Origin of the sequence: Methylogaea oryzae (genome assembly GCF_019669985.1) — a bacterium.
In the GTDB taxonomy this organism is placed as follows: Bacteria; Pseudomonadota; Gammaproteobacteria; order Methylococcales; family Methylococcaceae; genus Methylogaea; species Methylogaea oryzae.
In genome coordinates this window covers 1,558,372-1,575,820 of sequence record NZ_AP019782.1, presented here as the reverse complement: position 1 = coordinate 1,575,820, position 17,449 = coordinate 1,558,372, and the positions used below count along the sequence as shown (strand labels likewise).

Annotated in this window: 15 protein-coding genes; all 15 read right to left on the bottom strand. The window is 64.4% G+C overall.

What is annotated here, in order from left to right:
* Positions 1–501 precede the first annotated feature (501 nt).
* On the bottom strand, positions 502–1,629 hold the full coding sequence (locus tag K5607_RS07320; RefSeq protein WP_054774078.1) for an ABC transporter permease: 1,128 nt from the start codon (positions 1,627–1,629) through the stop codon (positions 502–504).
* Positions 1,629–4,394, bottom strand: coding sequence for a ribosome-associated ATPase/putative transporter RbbA (gene rbbA / locus K5607_RS07315; RefSeq protein ID WP_221048663.1), 2,766 nt, complete (start codon positions 4,392–4,394; stop codon positions 1,629–1,631). Before rbbA ends, K5607_RS07320 begins: the two co-directional genes overlap by 1 nt.
* A 33-nt stretch (positions 4,395–4,427) precedes the next feature.
* A complete protein-coding gene (locus K5607_RS07310) occupies positions 4,428–4,886 on the bottom strand; it encodes a hypothetical protein (protein WP_054774523.1) in 459 nt (152 codons plus the stop codon).
* Positions 4,887–4,931: 45 nt separating this feature from the next.
* Positions 4,932–5,378 (bottom strand): YcgN family cysteine cluster protein, encoded by a 447-nt coding sequence (locus K5607_RS07305; RefSeq protein WP_054774522.1) that lies wholly within the window; start codon positions 5,376–5,378, stop codon positions 4,932–4,934.
* Positions 5,379–5,390: 12 nt separating this feature from the next.
* Positions 5,391–5,597, bottom strand: coding sequence for a SlyX family protein (locus K5607_RS07300; RefSeq protein WP_054774521.1), 207 nt, complete (start codon positions 5,595–5,597; stop codon positions 5,391–5,393).
* 23 nt (positions 5,598–5,620) lie between these two features.
* Positions 5,621–6,580 carry an HlyD family secretion protein gene (locus K5607_RS07295; RefSeq protein WP_221048662.1) on the bottom strand — a complete coding sequence of 320 codons (960 nt, stop codon included), beginning with the start codon at positions 6,578–6,580 and terminating at the stop codon, positions 5,621–5,623.
* Between the two features lie 165 nt (positions 6,581–6,745).
* On the bottom strand, positions 6,746–7,993 hold the full coding sequence (locus tag K5607_RS07290; protein WP_221048661.1) for a sialidase family protein: 1,248 nt from the start codon (positions 7,991–7,993) through the stop codon (positions 6,746–6,748).
* A 9-nt stretch (positions 7,994–8,002) separates the two neighbouring features.
* Positions 8,003–10,234: a TonB-dependent receptor family protein gene (locus tag K5607_RS07285; RefSeq protein ID WP_221048660.1), complete on the bottom strand. Its 2,232-nt coding sequence runs from the start codon at positions 10,232–10,234 to the stop codon at positions 8,003–8,005.
* A gap of 195 nt (positions 10,235–10,429) precedes the next feature.
* On the bottom strand, positions 10,430–11,089 hold the full coding sequence (locus tag K5607_RS07280) for a MotA/TolQ/ExbB proton channel family protein (RefSeq protein WP_054774048.1): 660 nt from the start codon (positions 11,087–11,089) through the stop codon (positions 10,430–10,432).
* A gap of 7 nt (positions 11,090–11,096) precedes the next feature.
* Positions 11,097–11,849, bottom strand: a complete 753-nt coding sequence (locus K5607_RS07275; protein WP_221048659.1) for an energy transducer TonB — start codon at positions 11,847–11,849, stop codon at positions 11,097–11,099.
* 291 nt (positions 11,850–12,140) lie between these two features.
* Entirely contained in the window at positions 12,141–13,403 is a 1,263-nt protein-coding gene (locus K5607_RS07270) for a lanthionine synthetase LanC family protein (protein ID WP_054774644.1), read from the bottom strand.
* Positions 13,400–14,422, bottom strand: a complete 1,023-nt coding sequence (locus K5607_RS07265) for a T3SS effector HopA1 family protein (protein ID WP_221048658.1) — start codon at positions 14,420–14,422, stop codon at positions 13,400–13,402. The genes K5607_RS07270 and K5607_RS07265 overlap by 4 nt, the downstream gene beginning before the upstream one ends.
* Positions 14,422–15,534: a phosphotransferase gene (locus K5607_RS07260; RefSeq protein ID WP_054774898.1), complete on the bottom strand. Its 1,113-nt coding sequence runs from the start codon at positions 15,532–15,534 to the stop codon at positions 14,422–14,424. The genes K5607_RS07265 and K5607_RS07260 overlap by 1 nt, the downstream gene beginning before the upstream one ends.
* Positions 15,535–15,666: 132 nt before the next feature.
* Positions 15,667–16,635: a hypothetical protein gene (locus tag K5607_RS07255; protein ID WP_221048657.1), complete on the bottom strand. Its 969-nt coding sequence runs from the start codon at positions 16,633–16,635 to the stop codon at positions 15,667–15,669.
* Between the two features lie 217 nt (positions 16,636–16,852).
* Positions 16,853–17,269, bottom strand: coding sequence for a hypothetical protein (locus K5607_RS07250; RefSeq protein WP_054774754.1), 417 nt, complete (start codon positions 17,267–17,269; stop codon positions 16,853–16,855).
* Positions 17,270–17,449 lie beyond the last annotated feature (180 nt).

The window sequence follows — 17,449 nt, the reverse complement described above, 5'->3', positions numbered from 1 at the left end:
CTGGCCTTAAGCCGCCGCATAAACGGCGCGCGCAAACCGGAACGATTTAATGCCGCCATTGTAATGTATCCGGCCTTGGCCCGTCATCGGTTTATGCGGTCGCTGCCCACGGCGGCGGCGATTGGCGGCCGCCGCACAAAAAAAATGCAGGGAGCCGGAAAGCGCCCTGCACGTCGAGTATGAGGAGGAAGTAGAGCACGACTGTCGTGCATCTGGTCGCCAAAAGGACTAAATCCTGTTCAGCTGGGAAATAGATTAACGGGATATGAATTGTGTGGGAATGTGGCAAATTGTCGCGCCATACATCCCTGTATGGCGCCCTGCGGGCGGCTAAAGCCGCGCACAAATTCGTCGGGAACGAATTTGAACGTGCGCAGCACGGCCCGTCAGGGCGAGTCCCAGGGATGGGACGAGTAAAACGGCTTTCCTGCTGTTTTATCACACCGCGCTTCCATGTACAGCGCCCAAATATCTCCGCACAACGCCCCCGGCCTCCGTCTTTCACCCCTGCGCCAACGCCACCGCGCGGCGGAAGCGCATCAGCGCCCCCAGGAAGAACACCAGGCCGATACCGGCCACCGCCGCCAGGTCGCGCCAGACGAATTCCAGGCCGGCGCCCCGATACAGCACCGCCTGGGCGATGCCGACATAATGGGTGGACGGGGAAAAACGCATAATTTGCTGCACCGTCTCGGGCATGCTTTCGAAGGGCGTGGTATTGCCCGACAGCGTGCTCATGGGAAATATCACCAATATGGTCAGCAAACCCATCTGCGGCATGGAGCGCGCCACGGTGGCGAGGAAAATGCCGATGGAATTGGCGGAGAACAAATACAGCACCGTGGCGGCCATGAACAAGGCCATGGAACCTTGCAGCGGCACGCCCAACACGCCGTGCACCACCAGCAACAAGGAAAAAAACACCGCCGTCGCCACCACGGCGGCATTGGCCCACAGTTTGGCCACCATGATCTCGAAGGCCGACAAGGGCATCACCAGCAAATGGTCCAAGGTGCCCCGCTCCCGCTCGCGGATCAGCGCCGCGCCGGTGGTGACCACTGACAGCATATTGATGACGTTGAGCACCATCATCACGCCCAAATACCAGCTGTCGTGCAAGTTCGGATTGAACTTGGCCCGCACCACCAGCTTGGCCGCTTCCGGCGGTTCCACCCGATGGCCGTAAAGGAAGACGGCCACCTCGTCCTGCACGATGCGTTCGATGAAACCGGCGCCGATACCGGCGTGGCTCATGGCGGTGGCGTCGATGGTCAGCTGCAAGGCCGGGGCCCGCCCACGCTGGGCGTCGCGCTCGAAATTGGGCGGGATGTCGATGACGAAGGTATACGACGCGCTGTCCAAGCCTTGGTCCATGGCCGCCGGTGCGATGAAACGCGGCGGCAGGAACAGCGGCGGCCGCAAGGCATCGGCGATGCGGCGGGACAACGGCGAGCGGTCTTCGTCGACGATGGCCACCGAAGCGTTGCGCAGCTCCATCAAGCCATTGGCCGCGGGCACGTACACCAGCACCGTCAAGCCGTAGACCACCAGCAACATCAGCGCCTTGTCGTAGCGCGCCGAAATCAGCTCCTTGATGCCCAGGTGGTAGATGTTTTTCAAGCGGCGCATTATTCCCCCTGGGTCTTCAGCCGCCACAGGCTGAGGCCGAGAAACCCCAGCACGAAACCGGCGAGCGCGGCGTAATTCGGCCACAGGTCGCCGATATCCAGCGCTTTGGTGAAAACGCCCACGCAGACATTGTTGAAATAGGCGCCCGGCAAAGTGCGCGCCATGACGGCCGCCCCGCCGCTCAGGGAAGCGACCGGCGCCAGCAGGCCGGAGAAGTCGATGGCCGGCATGACGGTCAGCAGAAAGGCGCCGAACAGGGCGGCGATCTGCGTCCGGGTGAAGCTGGAAATCAGCAGACCGAAACCGGTGGCGGCCGCCACGTCCAATACCGCGCCGATCACGAAGGCGGCGAGGCTGCCTTTAAGCGGCACGCCGAACAGGAAAATCGCCATGGCCATCAGGGAGAAAGCGCTGGCGATGCCCACCAGCAGGTAAGGCGCCTGCTTGCCCAACAGGAATTCCAGGCGGGACACCGGCGTGGCGTAGAGATTGACGATGGAGCCCAGTTCCTTCTCCCGCACCACGCCCACGGCGGTGAGTATGGCGGGGATCACCATCATCATCATCGCCACCACGCCCGGCACCAGGGCGTATACGCTCTTGAAATCCTGGTTGTAGCGGTAGCGGGCTTCGACCGTGATCGGGTCCGCCGGGAGAGGCGGCACTTCGCCGGCACGGGCCGACTGGTCCAAATAAGCACGATGCAAGCGCTGCACGTAAGCGCGGATGTTCTCCGCGCGGAACGGCAGGCTGCCGTCCACCCAAGCCCCCACCTCCGGCGGCCGGCCCCGCTTGAGGTCCTTGCCGAATTCGGGAGGGATCTCCAAGCCCAGGCGCACAAAACCGCCGCGCAGCCATTGCTCCAATTCCGCCTGGGACGCGGCGACGCCGCGCTGCTTGAAATAACGGGAGTTGGCGAACTGGTCGATGTAGGCGCGGCTCTCCGGCGAGCGGTCGCCGTCCAACACGGCGAAGGCGACGTTTTCCACGTCCAGGGTAAAGCCGTAACCCAGCACGCCCATCAGCAACAGCGGCCCGAACAGGGCGAACGCCAAACGGATGGGATCGAACCACAGCTCCAGGGTCTCGCGCCGCAAATAGGCGATTAACCGCCCCAGGCTGAACGGGGCCGAGGCGGCCCTAGCTTGGCGCGACGGTTCCATCTCGGCGGCGGCCGGCGGCGGCGCGCCGGGCGCCTGAGCCGGGAGAGCGGCGCCCCGCGCATCCTCCAAGCAGCGCACGAACACGTCCTCCAGGCCGTTCAGGCCATAACGCCGCACCAAGTCCGCCGGAGCGCCCTCGGCCAGCACCTTGCCCGCCTCCATCAGCGACACCCGGTCGCAGCGGGCGGCTTCGTTCATGAAATGGGTGGACAAGAAAATCGTCACGCCTTGCCGGCGCGACAAGCCCAGCAGCAACTCCCAGAAACGGTCGCGCGCCACCGGGTCCACGCCGGACGTGGGCTCGTCCAGGATCAGCAGTTCCGGCTCGTGAATCACCGCCACCGCCAGGGACAATCGCTGGCGCAATCCCAGCGGCAATCCTTCGGCCCGCTGATCCATCGCCTCTTCCAAGCCCATGCGCGCCACCAGTTCGGCGATGCGCGGCTGGCGGCGTTCCTCCGGCAAATGATAGAGGTGGGCGTGCAGCTCCAGGTTCTGCCGCACCGTCAGCTCGGCATAAAGGGAAAAGCTCTGCGACATGAAGCCCACCCGCTTGCGGCTGGCGATGTCCTTGGCGTTCACCGGCTTGCCGAACAGCCGCGCCTCGCCGGAGGTGATGGGCAGCAGGCCGGTCAGCATTTTCATGGTGGTGGTCTTGCCGCAGCCGTTGGAGCCGAGGAAGCCGAAAATCTCGCCGCGGCGGATGGCGAAATCCACGTTGTCCACCGCCACGAACCGGCCGAAACGCTTGGTCAGCCCCCGCGCCTCGATGGCCGTATCGCGGATTTCCGCCGGCAGCGGCGGAATCGACAAACGGCTGTGGCCGGCGCGTTTCTCCTCCGGCAACAGGGCGACGAACGCCTCCTCCATGCTGGCCGCGCCGGTGCGGGCCTTGAGATCGGCGCTGGGCTCGCAGGCCAGCAGCCGGCCGGCGTCCATCGCCACCAGCCAGTCGAAACGCTCCGCTTCCTCCATGTAGGCGGTGGCCGCCAGCACCGTCATGCCGGCGCGGCGCCGGCGAATCCGCTCGATCAGCTCCCAGAACTGGCGGCGCGACAAAGGATCCACGCCGGTGGTGGGCTCGTCCAGAATCAGCAAATCGGGGTCGTGGACCAGGGCGCAGCACAGGGCCAGTTTTTGCTTCATGCCGCCGGACAGCTTGCCCGCCTGTCGCTCGGCGAAAGCCGACAAGCCGGTGGCGGCCAGCAGCTCTTGGATGCGGTCGCGGCGCTGGGCGGGCGGCAAGCCGAACAAGCGCGCGAAGAAATCGACGTTCTCGTAAACGCTGAGGGACGGGTACAGGTTTTGCCCCAGACCCTGCGGCATATAGGCCACCCGGCAATACATGAGGCGACGGTGGCCCGCATCCGCCATGCTGCCGCCGAACACCTCCACCCTGCCCCGCTGCAGCCGCCGCACGCCGGCGATCAACGCCAGCAGGGTGCTCTTGCCCACCCCGTCCGGCCCCACCAAGCCGATCATTCCGCCCGCCGGCAAGGTCAGGTCGATGCCCGATAACGCCGCGACCGCGCCATAGGAATGGCTGCAACCCTCGACCCGCACCACGGCCGCGGTCGAATCGAAATGAGCGGGCAACGGCATCGGATCGCCTAGCGCGGATGGGGCGAACCCGGCCTAAAGCAGGTTAACCAACACCCACAACACCAGCAGCCCCAGGCAGAACAACAGGGCTTTGAGGGTAAAGTCAGCCACCGCTTTCACCGCCCGATCGCGCGCTGCCAACAGCCGGGCCATGGTATCCAGCTCCGCTTCGGCGAGCGGCTCCAGCGGCAGCCCGTCGGCCCCCATCTCGACCAGGGATTCGTCCACCCGCCGATGCTTGAAGGCCGCCAGCCGCTCCACCGCTTGGCCGCAGCGGAAAACGAATTCCAGCGCGGCGCTATCGGGCGCATCCCCCTCCAGCGATTGTCCCTGCGCCACCAAAGCGCCTAGGAACGCCGCCAGTTCCTCCGGCAACATCGGCGCGACGCTGGCGCATTTGGCCGCCAAGTCGCCGCCTTCCGCGTAAAAATCCTCGGCCAGCAGGGCTTCCAGCTTGCGCCGGTATTCCTCCACGGCTGCGTGCATTTGCATTGCGATACCCTCGTCGTGTTCAAAATCGAAGCGGCGGCCCGCCCCCTACTCCAGCCACTCGATCACATGGTCTTCCAACAGCACGGCCTCCGACTCGGGCACGGCGAAATCCCGCACCGAGGCGCCGACCACGTGCACCAGCTCGGCGTTGCCGCACACCAACGGATGCCAACTGGGCAGTTCGCCGCCTTGCGCCAGCAGCCGATAGGCGCAGGTAACCGGCAGCCACTGCCACTGGTCGAAGCCGTGGCGCAAGTCCAGGCACTCGGGGATCAGCACGGCGCGCTCCGCATAACGGCTGCAGCGGCAGCGGCCGATGTCCAGCAGCCGGCACGCCACGTCGGTGAAGAGGATTTCCTCGGTGTCCTCGTCCTCGATCTTGTGCAAACAGCATTTGCCGCAGCCGTCGCAGAGGGACTCCCACTCCGTCTCGGTCATTTCGGCCAGGGATTTTGTCCGCCAGAACGGCGCTGGGGCGGATTCGGTCGTCATGGTAGCCACACCTCAGTAATGGGGCGGCCTTTCGTCGGCCGGCGCGCCGGCCTCCGCGCCGGAGGCCATGTCGCTGATGCGTTCGATGAGCAGCTTGCAGGTGGCCTCCAGCTGTTCGATGCGCTTTTCCTGGCTGCGCAAGGCGAGGGTCAGCTCGTAGACGGAGTCCTCCTGGTAGGCGAGTTTGGTTTCGATGTCCACTAAGCGGGATTCGGTCATGGCGGATTAACTCGGGTTGAATATCAACGGGCCGGCGCGGGCCAGGGAGCGGACGGCTCCAGGCGGACGTACCCCATGCCGGGCAGGCCCGGCTTGGCCAAATCGGCGTGGGCGGCGAGGAACGCGGCGTCCACCTGGGCTTTGACGCGAAACACCAATTTCTGCCGCTCGCGGAACGTTTCCACCTGTTTGGGGGTGAATTGCGCCTGGGGCGAAACGAAGGTCACCCGCGCCGGCACCGGCCGGTCGGGCATGGCGTCCAGCACGATGTGCGCCTCGGCGTTCATGGCGATTTTGCCCGCCTCGGCTTCCGGCAGGAACAGGGTCATGTAGACGTCGCCCATGTCCAGCAAGGTCAGCGCCTTGCCGCCCGCCGCCAACACCTCGCCCGGCTCCACCAGCCGGTACAACACCCGGCCGTCTTTCGGCGCCGCCAGGGTGCACTCGGCGATGCGCGCGCGCAGCTGCTCGATACGCGCCTGGCCCGCCGCCACCTCCGCCGCGCTTTCGCCAACGCTGGCCTGGAGCGCCTGGAGGCTGGCCTGGGCTTTTTGCCGGCGGGTCACGTCGGCGTCCAGCTTCTCCCGGGAAGCGTGATTCTGCTCCGCCAATCCCTGGGAGCGCGCCGCCGCGCGCTGGGAGTACCCCAGCTCGCTCAACGCCACCGCCACCTGCTCCTCCGCATAGCGCCGCCCCTGTTCGGCACGGCGCAAATCCGCCTCGGCGGCACGCAATTCCGCCTCCAGCTCGGCGGCGTCCAGGCGCACCAACACTTGGCCGGCTTTCACCGTCTCGCCCTCGCGCACCGCCACCTCCACCACTCTGCCGCCATACTTGGCCGCCAAATCGATTTCGATCGCCTCCAACCTGCCGTTGACGGCGGCGATGCCGGCCGGCATCGCAACACTCTGGCCCACGCGCCAATAGGCATAACCGCCGATGCTCAATGCCGCCGCGGCGGCCAGCCAAAGGATTTTTCGCATGAAGGATTTAGGGATGGACGCGGGTGCTTCATATTACCAGATCGCCCCCGGCCGGATCAGCGGCCGAGCGGCGATAACCGCCGATGTCCCCACGCAACCGGCAAAAAAACGGGCGGTGAAAACCGCCCGTCAAACATGAAGGAGAGATGCCTAGATGAAAGCCGGCTAAGGCAAGGGAAGCAAGCGATAGCCGTCTTTCTGGGTTTGCCAGGACAAATAAAACGCCTGGCCGTCGTTGAGAACGAAGGGCGCGTCGGCCGCGCCTTCCGTTTGTGCCGCCACTTCCGGTTCGCCGAAATAGGCGCCCCGGTTGGTGGAAGTTTGGGTTTTCACGACATTGCGCTGCCCGTCGAACTCCTGCCAAGCCACCACCACCTTGTCGCCCGAGACGGCCACGTGGGGATGGCTGGCGCCCTGGCCGCCGAAGCGCTGCGGCGGGGAGAAAGTCCGGCCGTGGTCTTCGGAATAAGCGTAGAACAGGCCGCCCCGCTGGGGTTCGCCGCTGAACCACACCGCGTGGTAGCGGCCCCAGGAATCCACCGCCAGGCCCGGTCCGTGGTGCGGGCAAGCGTCGATTTTCCAATCCTCGAAGCTGGTGCGCACCCAATCGCCCGGCTTGTCCCAGTCCTGGAACTTCACCAGCACGTGGTCGCGGATACCGCCTTCCAGGATGTGGCGCCACATGACGACGGGCAGGCCGTCCTTGTCCGCCACCGTCTGCAAACGGCAGCACTGGCAGGTGCCGGCGGCGATAGGCCGGTCCTTGCGGAAACTGCGCCCGCCGTTATCCGACCAGGTGTAATAGAGGGTGGAACCGTTGAAGGTCTTGCCCTCCTGCTTGGCCTTGGCCGCGTCGCGGCCGTCCAGCCAAGCGATGAGCAGCTTGCCGCCCTCGCCCACCATGAGGCTGTCGAAGGAATGGCCGATCACCTGCTTATCGTCGTTGACGATGCGCGGCTTGGAGTACGTCTTGCCGCCGTCGATGGAACGGCTGAACAGGATGTGGCTGGTGAAGCGCTGGCCCAAGCCCCGCGCCCAGGTGACATAAACGTTCCCTTCCGGCCCCACCGCCACCTTGGGGCGGCTTTCGCCGTGGGCCAGCACCGTTTCGTCCTCTTTGTTCACCGCCACCGGCGCGAACCAGGACCGGCCCTTGTCGGCGGATTGCTGCACGTAGACGTGGGCTTGGTCGGCCCAAGCCGCCCAAGCGACGCCTTTGCCGTCGAAGACCGCGCTCACCGTGTGAGAACACTCGATCAGCGGCGTTTTCGCCTCCTTGCACCGCTCCGACACGGGCGGGTGCGAAGACCCGCCGGGTTTGCCGGCCCCCTCGGAGGGACCGGCCTGGACCGCCGAACCGGCGGCGGCGAAAGTCGCCGCCAGCAGGCCCAGCTGGAGTTTACGCTTCAGCATGTTGCACCCTTAGTGGAAATCGATGGAGAAGCCACCGAAGATCTGACGATCATACCCCGGATTGTACAACTGCTGGTTGCTGCTGGAAGCCAGCGCGGTGGGAGCCACGTTGGACACCCAGTTCTCGTTGGTCAGGTTCTTGCCTTCGATGAATACCGACCAACCGGCTTTGTCCTTGTAGCCGGCGCGGGCGCCGATGAGGGAGAACGCCGGCGCCTTCCACTGCTTGGTATTGGAATAGTCGGCGTAATAGCTGTTGGCCATTTTCACGTTGGGACCGACGTAGAAACCCGTGGGGTGTTCGTACAACAACTCGCCCATACCGAAGTGGTTGGGAATACTCGGAATGTAGTTGTCGCCGTAGGTTTTGTCGTTCTTGAACAGGAAACGCGTGTAGTTATACGTCACGCTGGCCCGCAGCTTGTCGTCGCTGGCCAAAACCCCCAAGGGAATCAACGCCTGGGCGCCCGCCTCGATACCGCTGTGGGTGGTGTCCTTGGCGTTGATGGTGAGGTTCTTGGTGCTGTCGGTGAAGTCCGGCGCAGTCAGCAGCTCGTCGCGCAGCCAGGAATGATAGGCCGCCACGTCCCAGCTGAAGATGCCCTTCTCGCCGCGGACACCCAGTTCCACCGTAGTGGCTTCCTGGCCGTCCACCGTGGTGTAGTACTTGCCGCCCACCGGATTGGCGGTACGCGGCGAGAACTGGCTGGAATTGGGCGGCTCGTAGCTGCGGCTGGCGTTGCCGTACACTTCGACCTTTTCCACGGCTTTCCAGATCAACCCCACTTTGGGGCTCCAGCCGCCGTAGTCCTTCTGCGCGCTCTCGTCGTGCGCCGGCGCGGTGAGATAGTCGTCGTACCTTCTGCGCTTGGCGAACACGCCCTGGGCGCCGGCCACCACGTCGAACATGTCGTTCAGCTCGAAGCGGTCTTCCATGTAACCTTCGACGGTCATGGACTCGGCGAAGGTGCGGTCCTGCATAATGTGGCGGGACACGCCGGCCGCCCGGGCCGCCGCCACCGTGTTGCAGTTGTAGTTGGTGTTGGGGCAATGCACTTCGCCGTCGTTGTCGCCCCAGGCGAAGTAACCGCCGATAGTCAGGTGGTTGGCGTGGCCGAACACCACGTCGTTCTGCAAATAGCGGAAAGTGGCGCCGCTGTTGTTGTACTGCGAGTTGATGTTCTGCGGCGTGTGGTGGTCGAACCGCTTGTTTTCGTACCAAGCGCCGAAGTCCAAACGGTCGTCGTCGCCCAACAGCATGGTGTGCTTGACGTCCGTGCGCAGCAGGTCGAAGTTGCGGTTGCGGTCGTCGCCGTAGGCCTTATAGGAATCGAACGCCTGGGACGGTTTGGTTTGCCAGCCGTGCTGGAACACCCGCCGGTTGACGCCGTTGACGTTGTACGTATCGAATTGGTCCGTCATGCGCATCGTGCCGGGCAACTGCATGCGGTTTTGCGCGGCGGTGAAGTACACGCGGGTTTCGTTGCGGTCGTCCCAGCGATACCCCATGTTGCCGAAGAAGCGATGGATGTCTTCCTGGCTGTGCTCGCGGAATCCGTCGGTGAAAGAACCGGTGTAGGTGGCGTAGTAGTCCAGGTTCTCGTTGATCAGGCCACCCGCCTGCACTTGCGGACGGTAGTAATCGTGGGAGCCGAACACCATGTTCACGCCGTAGCCGTTGTAATTGCGGCCGGTCTTGGACACGAAGTTGACCGCGCCGCCCAAGGTGGCGGAGCCGTACTGCAGGGCGTTGGCGCCGCGGTAGACTTCCATATACTGGGCGGTCATGGGCTCGATCAATTCCGGGCTGCCGTAGCCGTCGGCGTTGATCAGTGGCAGGCCGTCGCGCAGGTAACGAATGCCGGCGCTGCCGAACGTCATGGTGACGCCCGAACCGCGGATGGAAATGCGCGATTCCTGGTTGCCGTAGCGGCTTTCGGAGAATACGCCGGGCGTGCGGGCCAGGATGTCGGCCATGCCGCCGGTATTGGCGCGGTTGTTGAAATCTTCCGCCTTGATCAAGGTCGTCGCACCGGGAACCTTGCTCAGTTTTTCCTTGGCCTGCTCCGCGCTGGGATTGGTGAAGGAAAAGTCCTGCAGGGAATCGGTCACCTGGATTTTTTCCAGATGTTCCGGCGTGTGCTCGGCCAGGGCCGTACCAGCCGCCAGGGTGCTGCCGCCCATGGCCAGCAGGCAATGGCATACGGCGCGCTTCAGCGTGTTGTTAGTCAAACTCGTCACTCCCGTCTCTTTTTTGTTTTATCAATCGATTTGGCCGGTCGCGCGGCAAGCCGGCGACGCCAAGTAACCGCACCACCAGGCACGATGCGTGCCATACCCTGCCCAGCCGGCCCGCGCCGGCTGGAAACGTTCAGCCCAAGGGTAAAACTGCGGCATATGCCGCACTGCCTGCGTGATATGCCGCACCCGGCCGTCTTAGGCGGTCTCGCCGCCGAGACCGGTCTTGATGGCCAAATGCAGGAAGTCGGTGGCGAAATACTCCAGCTCAGCTTCCTTCAGCTTCACCTGGCGCAAAAAGAAGTTGTAAGCCAGAACGGCGGGTATGGCGGCCGCGATACCGATAGCGGTGGCGATCAACGCCTCGCCGATGGGACCGGCCACCACGTCCAGGCTGGCGGAACCGCTGCGGCTGATATCCTGCAGGGCGTGCATGATGCCCCACACCGTGCCGAACAGGCCGACGAAGGGCGCGGTGCTGCCGATGCTCGCCAGCAAGGACAGCCCTTGCTCCAGGGCTTTGCGCTCTTTTTGGATCTGCTGGCGCAGGCAGCGCTCCAGCACCTCCTGGATATTGCCGCTCAGATGGAGGCGCAGATGGGTGGCCTGGCGCATGTCCTGCAGCAGGTTGAAACCGGACTCCGCCACCCGGCCCAAGGCGCTGCCGTCGCGATCCACGCCGGAAGCCGTGTCGAAATCGGGAGAGCTCCAAAAGGACTGCTGGTAATGGCGGTTGGCCCGGTTAAGCCGCCACTGCTCCCAAGCCTTGAGGAAAATCACGCTCCAGGTGAGCACGGAAAAAGTAATCAGCAAGCCCAAGGTCGCTTGGACGATATCGCAGGACAATAGCCAATTCACGGCGGTTTCAGCTCCTTAGTTTAAATTCGATGGGAACCAGCACGACGCTGGTAACGTTGTCCTCGCCCCGCTTGGCCGGCACGAAACGCCAGTGGCGGGCGGCCTCGGCGGCGGCTTCGTCGAGCACGTCGTGGCCGCTGCTCTGCTCCACGCTGACGCCGCCGCTGCTGCCGTCGGCCAAAACTTGCACTTTCAACACGACCAACCCCTCCCAGTGGCGCTCCTTGGCGAGCATGGGGTATTTGGGCGCGGGATTGTTCAAATAGGAAGCGCGGTAGCTGGCCTCGACGAATGGCGCGACGGGGGCGGCCGCCACCGGCGCCGGCTGCGAAACCGGCTCTGGCGCGCTGGCGGTTTCCTGCGGCGCGGGGTCCATCCGCGGCACCGGGCGCTTGACCGCGGTGTTGTGCTTGACCACCGGTTTCGGCTTGGGTTTCACCTCGGGCGGCGGCGGAGACGGCGCCGGCTGCACCACCGGCGCGGGCGCCACCAAGGCCACTTCTACCGAGTGCATGATGCGCGGCTCGGTGACCGGCGCAATGGGGGGCGACTGCCAAAACAGCCACACCGTGCAATGCAGCAGCACCGACACCGCGACGACCGGCCCGAAGCGCCGCCTCCCCTCGCCTTTGCCTTGAAAGTCGCCCAACATGCGCCGAGCTTCTCCGGCGAAGGCCGACTGCCATTCGGGCAGGCCGGAAACGTCGGCGAACAACGGCGAACGCCTGAAATCGTGGTTCCAATCGAGAATTGCGTTCATGGGCGCACTCAAAGGTAAGCTTTATTCTTCTTGTTGGCGCCGCCGAGGGGCGGCCCGGCCAGTCATGCAGCGGCTGTGCCAAGCCTTGATTTCCGCGCCATTCAGCGCGCCTGGACCGATTTTGCGGCTTCGGCACTGCGGCATATGCCGCAGTTTGGGCGCGTTTCATGGCATATCACGCAAATGGCCCTGTCCGTGCCGCGCGGGGAGCAAGGAGCAAGCGGAGGGAGCGGGAAACGTGGGTCGACGGCGTTTCCCGCCGCCTTCGATACGCCGGGCGAAACGCGGGAGCTATGCCGCGTCGTTCGCCGGCGCGACCAGCAGGATGGAGGGAACCGAGACCGGGTCGTGCAACCGCAAGTAGAAATGGCCGATGCCGGCCGTGCCCAGCATCAGATTGGGCGTTTCCCCGCCGCCGGCGATGCCGCAGGGCCAGGGAATTTCCGGCTGGGAATAATATTGGCAGCCCTCCCAGCCGACTTTTTCAGCGATGCGCATTAGGTCCGGGCGACCCAGTTTTTGGGCCGCCACGATGAGCAGTTCGGCGTTGCCGCCGGCGCCGTGGCAAAGGGAATAATTGCCCATGCCCGGCATCCACGGCGGCGACAACGCCGCCGCCGTGGTCTGTATGGCCGTTTCCAATTCGCGCAACACCTCGCTGTCGCCGTTCAACAACTCGTAATTGCGCAGCCGCGACAAGCCGATGCCCGGCGCGCCATGGCACCAAGCCATGTTGTAGACGGGCGGCTGCTCCGCGGCGCCGGGATTCATGATGCGCAAATCCGGCCAATTGCCCTGCTGCGGGCAAAACAAGCCGCGCTCGTAACGCAGGCCTTGCAACGCGCCGTCGAGAAAACGCTTTTCGCCGGTGGCTCGGTGCAGTTCCAGCAACGCCGTCGCCACGCCCGCCGCGCCATGGGAATGGCCGGTGAGCGGTTTTTGGCCGGGGATATGCATGGTGTCCCAGCACCAGCCCTGCTCGCCTTTGATGGCGTTGGCCAGCAGATGGTCGCCGTGCCGCGCCGCGATCTCGGTAAAGTCGCCGCGCCCATGGGCCTGCCCCAGCGCCAACAAAGCCGGGACGAGGCCGGCGCTGCCGTTGATGATGTCGATCAGCCGTTCATCCGGCGCGATAGCGGACAGGCCCGCCATTTCCTCCAGGCTTCTGGCGACCAGCGCTTCGTGGCCGAGGATCGTGCCGATGCGATGGAGGGCGAAAGCCATGCCGGCCACCCCCGAATAAAACCCGAGGCGCGCCGCTCCCTGCAAGCCGTCCATCAGGGAAAGGACTTGGTTGACGCCGCCTTCCAGCGCGCGCCGTTGCTGGGCATCGCCGGTGAAGCGGTACAGCTCCGCCAAAAAAAGCGCGATGCCGCTGCCGCCGCTATAAAGCTCGCCGGCAAAAGACCGGTAGGCCGGCGCCCAAGCATGGCCGACCGCCTCCATGGACCATCCCAGCCAAGCGCAGCGCCGGCCATCCCACACAGCGTCGCGGCACAGGACGCGGCCGATGCGGTCGGCGGTTTCCAGAAACGGCGTGGCTTGTTGACTCATAGGGTAATGCCTCCGGCGAAAATCTCGTTTCGAAACAGATCCATGGACTGGGCGTTCAAATAAGGCGCATCCAGCCTGATGCCGTTGGCGGCGAAGCGTTGCCGCACCGCTTCCAGGCGCGCGTCGACGGCTTGCGATCCGGCCAGCCAGGCGTCTATGACGCCTTCGGCCACCAAACGGCACCGGTGCATGCCGAAGCTTTCCCCGGTACCCGGCTCTTCCGCCAAGCCGATGCCGGGCCGCAAGGCATGGCAGAACATCGGCGTTTCCGGCCTTAAACAGGCTTGCAACGGTTCGGCGATGGCCGCCACCAGGGCCGCGGCGATGGCGTAGTAGCGCTTGGCCACATACAGCACGGCGGCGTCGGCCCGCGTGTAAGCGCAAGGGTCGGCAAGGGTTTTGTAGCGGAACGGGACGGCATAGTGGTTGAAGCGGGAAGACACCGCGCGCAGCCACTCCGCCGCCCCTTCCGCCTGGAGATTGAAATAAAAACGCAGCAGGGAGTAATCGTCGAACTGATCCGACAAGGTCGCGCCGAACGCGAAATAAAATCCCTGCTGCATGTCGCTGGATCCGGGGCATACCCGCAGGCTGACCTGGTCGCCCACTTGCGGCGGAACCCCCGGCGGCTTGTTGGTGGCGTATTCGCCGATCACGGCGGCGCGGCTGCGTTCGCCTTTTTGCACCAGGAGCCGGCCGTCGCCGCCCTGCTGGTAAATGGACCAAGCCGGATCCCAGCGATCCTGGGTCGAGTTGGCCGACATCAACTGCGCCAGCCAGGCCTGCGGAGTCGTCGCCGGAGGGAAATCCGGCGCCGTGCTACGGGTGTAACAGCCGCCGTACAGCACGTTGCGCAGGGTGTCCCGCAACGGCGCGTAGGCGTCGCCGTTCGGCCGCGCCGGGGTGGCCGGCATCGCGGCGACGTGGGCGTTGCCGCGGAACTCGAAAGCCTCCAGGGAATGCACGTGCAAGGCGGCGAAAATTTCCGCCAATTCTTGATGCAGGTCTTGCGCGGCCATTACGCGGCCTCCCGGCCGAAGCCATACAGCGCCGAAGCGGCTTCCTTGGGGTCGCGCAAAATATTCTGGCTGACTTGCAGCAGGGTGGCGCCCAGGCGGGTCATCTCCTTCGCGTAATACAGGCTCTCGAAAGCCGTTTGCACCATGCGCGCCGCGCCGTATTCGATGCTGCGCAGCAAATAGGGATAGGCGTGGCGGGCGTCGATGCCGCTGGTTTCCCGGTAGCTTTGCCAAAAGGCGCGAATGGCCGGATGCAAGCTTTCCAACCGGTAGGCGGCCTGCTCCACCCAACGGTCGGGGGAGGTTTCCCGCTCCAGCGGCATGGAAAGTATCCAATGGCTCAAGCAGGACTGCAGGATGCCGCCGATGTCCCAGCAGGCATCGCCGTAGTCCACCAGTTCCCAGTCGATGATCTTGAATCGCAGCGCATCGTCGGCGCCGGGATAAACGATGCAGTTATCCCATTTCATGTCGCCGTGGATGATGCTGTTGTATTGCCAATGCCCGCGCAAACGTTCCAGGTTGTATTGCAAGTCCGGATAGCGGCGCACGATTTCGCCCACTTGCATGGCCCCGCCGCTGACGCTGCCGGGCGCGACGTTGCCGCTGTGCTGATGGAAAGACAATATCCACGGCGGCTGGCGGGGAAAGTTGGCCAAGTCTTCCTGGCTCAACGGCTTGCCGCGCAAGATTTTGTGATAGCCGCCCAGCGCCTCCCCCAGCATCGTGCCGATTTCCGCGGGAAAGGTTTTGCGGCGCATGTGGTATTCGGACAAATTTTCGCTGGAAGGCAGCAACTCGACGATCAGGCAGTGCCGGTTAGCGTCGTGATCGATGAAAGACGGCATGATGGCCGCCAGATTGGCGTAATCGCCGTGTTGCCGAGCCAGGCGGTAGCAGGCCGCCTCGCGCTGCAGGGTGGAAATCGCCATGGCGTCGAATTGCTTGATTTGCTTAACGAACAGGCCGGCGCCGGTTTTGCGGATGACTTTGAAATTGCGGTTGCGCCGGCCGGCTTCGACCACCATGAAATCGCCGTCGACGATCGCCCCAGCCGCCAAGGTGCCGCGCGCCGCCAGGTAATGGGCTAGGTTTGATGCGGTTAAAAACATGCGGACTTCTCCAATACGGCATAACAAAACCCGGAACGGACTCGCATCCGCTCCGGGCTATGAAGGGCATCCTGCCCTAGGCGCCGGAAAGCCGTCCAGGCTTAACCGGCGCCCAAGCGTCCATGACCTTCCTTAGCAGCCGGCTCCCGCCACCGTCACCACCGGCCCCACCGTCCAGGGCAAGCACGTGTTTATGGGCGGACAGATCGGCATGTTGTGGGTCGGAATCACCGGTCCCACCGTCATCGGCAAACACGTGCAACCCAGCAGATGGGTCGGCGGCACGCAGCCCTGCCAGCCCGTTGGTCCGACGACGGTGCAGCCCAGCCAAGCCGTATGCCCGATGGGCGCGGCGGCTTGCGCCGGCGGGCAGGTGGACGTGCTGGGGCAACCGGGCATGGCCGTGCAGCCTTGCGTCCCCGTGGGACCGACGCATTGGGGCGGAACGGTGCAGCCCAGCGTGCCTGTCGGGCCGACTTGCGCCGGCGCGGCGGCAAACGCGGCCGGGCCCTGGCATGGCGGATACTGGGTGCACACCGTGGCGGCGGTGCCGGGGCAGCCGTGCCATGCGGTATGGCCGCAAACGTCGGGCGCCTGCGTGCAGTGCTGCACGCCGGTGGGACCGGCACAGGGTGGGAACTGGGTGCATACGGTCGCCATGGTGCCGCCCGCCGGCGCCGCCGCTGCGGCATTGGCCGGCGGGCAAGTGGACGTGCTCGGACAACCAGGCATGCTGGTCGCCGGCTGGCAGCCTTGCCATCCGGTCGGGCCGACCACGGTGCAACCCAGCCAGCCCGTATAGCCGATCTGGCAACCCGGCCACGCGGTATTGCCGCAAGCAGCCGGATATTGCGTGCAGTGCTGCACGCCGGTGGGGCCGACGACGTGGCATGCCGGCGGAATCGTGGGGCACTGCCAATGGGTTTGCGCACACACGGGCGGCACGGTCGGACACTGGGTATAGGCCGAATACACCGTACCGGCGTTTTGCTGTGCCGGCGGCGCGCATAAGGTGGTGGGCTGCGGACAGACCGTGGCGGGCGGGCAGTTGGTCGCCGCCACGTGCGTCTGCCCCGGACAATAGGGTATTTGCGTGGTCATATATCTCTCCTTGAGAGGTTAAACGTTTCGTAAAACGAACCCGAACATGGCCGCCTTAGGCCCGCGTCGAAAAACATGACGTCGGAAAGCGGCGATCCATGCCTCACCCGCCGTCATTCCGGCGTCATGAGCTTTTCGTCCTGGCGGAGAATGGGAAAAGCCGTCCCTGGCGGATGATCACCTGGAGGTAAGTTCCTGGTTTTTCCGGCGCTCCGCGTCAGTGAGGACAACCTTTCCAGGCCGTGTCGCCGCAGACCGGCGGCGCTTGGGTACAATCCTTTACGCCGGTGGGGCCCGCCGCCGCGGCGGCTGCAGCGTAGTTTTTTTGAATATCGCCCGAGAAAAATCTCGCCTTGGTTTCCGTGGTGGTTTTGCCTCTGCGGATCAACTCGGCGTCTCCTTTGATCCAAAGGCAGCTGACGCCGAACGGGCTTACGGATGCGGGAAGTCTTATGGAATGCAAGATGGCGTCGGTGGGAATCTCGTAGTATTCGCTCAAAACGACGTTCAAATACAAACGCGTGTGATCCGCCAGCGATGATTTGCCCACGAATCCGCTCAGCGACACCATCTCCGGAATGTTGTCCGGATCGGCCGCCAGAGTATCGACAAAATTCTCGTGTCGTTCCGCCATCGGGATGCTCCTGCTCTCGTTATGGATTGCCGCTGGGCGGACCACCGTCCGGCCCCATCGCCTTTTTTTAGGTTGTCACAGCGCGATCGGCGTTTATGCAGTCTTAGGATGATCTTTCCGTAAGCGGCGGCTGGCGCTTAAGGAATCCAGGGATTACAGGATGTAAGCGCAGGATCACGC

What these genes read in the sequence shown, in the direction of transcription:
- K5607_RS07260 (WP_054774898.1), bottom strand. Translation starts at nt 15,534, where the DNA reads ATGTTTTTAACCGCATCAAACCTAGCCCATTACCTGGCGGCGCGCGGC.
- K5607_RS07300 (WP_054774521.1), bottom strand. Translation starts at nt 5,597, where the DNA reads ATGACCGAATCCCGCTTAGTGGACATCGAAACCAAACTCGCCTACCAG.
- K5607_RS07275 (WP_221048659.1), bottom strand. Translation starts at nt 11,849, where the DNA reads ATGAACGCAATTCTCGATTGGAACCACGATTTCAGGCGTTCGCCGTTG.
- K5607_RS07290 (WP_221048661.1), bottom strand. Translation starts at nt 7,993, where the DNA reads ATGCTGAAGCGTAAACTCCAGCTGGGCCTGCTGGCGGCGACTTTCGCC.
- K5607_RS07255 (WP_221048657.1), bottom strand. Translation starts at nt 16,635, where the DNA reads ATGACCACGCAAATACCCTATTGTCCGGGGCAGACGCACGTGGCGGCG.
- rbbA (WP_221048663.1), bottom strand. Translation starts at nt 4,394, where the DNA reads ATGCCGTTGCCCGCTCATTTCGATTCGACCGCGGCCGTGGTGCGGGTC.
- K5607_RS07265 (WP_221048658.1), bottom strand. Translation starts at nt 14,422, where the DNA reads ATGGCCGCGCAAGACCTGCATCAAGAATTGGCGGAAATTTTCGCCGCC.
- K5607_RS07250 (WP_054774754.1), bottom strand. Translation starts at nt 17,269, where the DNA reads ATGGCGGAACGACACGAGAATTTTGTCGATACTCTGGCGGCCGATCCG.
- K5607_RS07295 (WP_221048662.1), bottom strand. Translation starts at nt 6,580, where the DNA reads ATGCGAAAAATCCTTTGGCTGGCCGCCGCGGCGGCATTGAGCATCGGC.
- K5607_RS07305 (WP_054774522.1), bottom strand. Translation starts at nt 5,378, where the DNA reads ATGACGACCGAATCCGCCCCAGCGCCGTTCTGGCGGACAAAATCCCTG.
- K5607_RS07270 (WP_054774644.1), bottom strand. Translation starts at nt 13,403, where the DNA reads ATGAGTCAACAAGCCACGCCGTTTCTGGAAACCGCCGACCGCATCGGC.
- K5607_RS07310 (WP_054774523.1), bottom strand. Translation starts at nt 4,886, where the DNA reads ATGCAAATGCACGCAGCCGTGGAGGAATACCGGCGCAAGCTGGAAGCC.
- K5607_RS07320 (WP_054774078.1), bottom strand. Translation starts at nt 1,629, where the DNA reads ATGCGCCGCTTGAAAAACATCTACCACCTGGGCATCAAGGAGCTGATT.